The organism is Saliphagus sp. LR7 (assembly GCF_003344565.1).
GTDB lineage: Archaea > Halobacteriota > Halobacteria > Halobacteriales > Natrialbaceae > Saliphagus > Saliphagus infecundisoli.
Window position 1 is genome coordinate 1 of record NZ_QPND01000079.1, and the last position, 866, is coordinate 866.

General features: G+C 57.7%; 1 pseudogene. It reads left to right on the top strand.

The annotated features are described in order from the left end of the window. Positions 1–866 (top strand): annotated as a pseudogene (locus DVH23_RS23245) (IS630 family transposase); the annotation flags it as partial.

Here is an 866-nt window from a genome sequence, read left to right on the forward strand (position 1 = left end):
ACCTTACCCAGAAAGCCGCCGCCGAACTCTACGGATTCTCCGGCAGCTGGGCCTCAAAGTGGTTCAGCCGTCTCGAACGGCTCGAAACGGAGCCGTTCGAGGACGTCGTCTACGACGAGCCACGATCCGGTCGTCCCTCTGAACTCTCCGAGAACGAACACGAGCGATTCGTGGATGTCCTCCACGAATCGCCGGAGGAAGTCGATATCGACGCGCCCGCGTGGTCTGTTCCCCTCGCCCAGCAATATCTCGCCGAGGAGTTCGACGTTGACTACTGTGACCGTCACGTCCGACGGTTGATGACCGAGGCCGGGCTGTCCTGGAAGACAGCCCGGCCGGAGTACTACAAGTCCGACGAGCGAGCACAGGATGCATTCCAAGATGGGTTCAAAAAAAGACGAACGATCTGGACGACGAGTACACGATCCTCGCGATAGATCAGACGCGACAGGTCCTCTCAAAACTGATCTATGCGTGGTTTTCTGAAGGCGAACGCCCGTCACTGCCAGTGACGGGCAAGTGGGAGTCCATCAAGCTACTGGGTGCGGTCAGCGATACCGACGAGTCGTTCTTCCTGCCGTGCGAGGAGAACTTCAACAGCGATACGACAATCCGGTTGTTGGACGCTCTTCAGACAGAATTTGGCGAGAAAATCTGCGTCGTATTGGACAACGCGTCGTATTTCACGGCGAACGCAGTCCTAGAGTTCGTTGAGGATACGCCGATAGAACTGTGTTACCTGCCGCGGGGTTCACCGGAGCTGAACCCCGCGGAGGACTGCTGGAAGAAGCTCAATCAGGTACTCGGTAACCGCCTGTTCGACTCACTGGACGAACTTCAGGATGCCGCGCTCGCTGCACTCGACA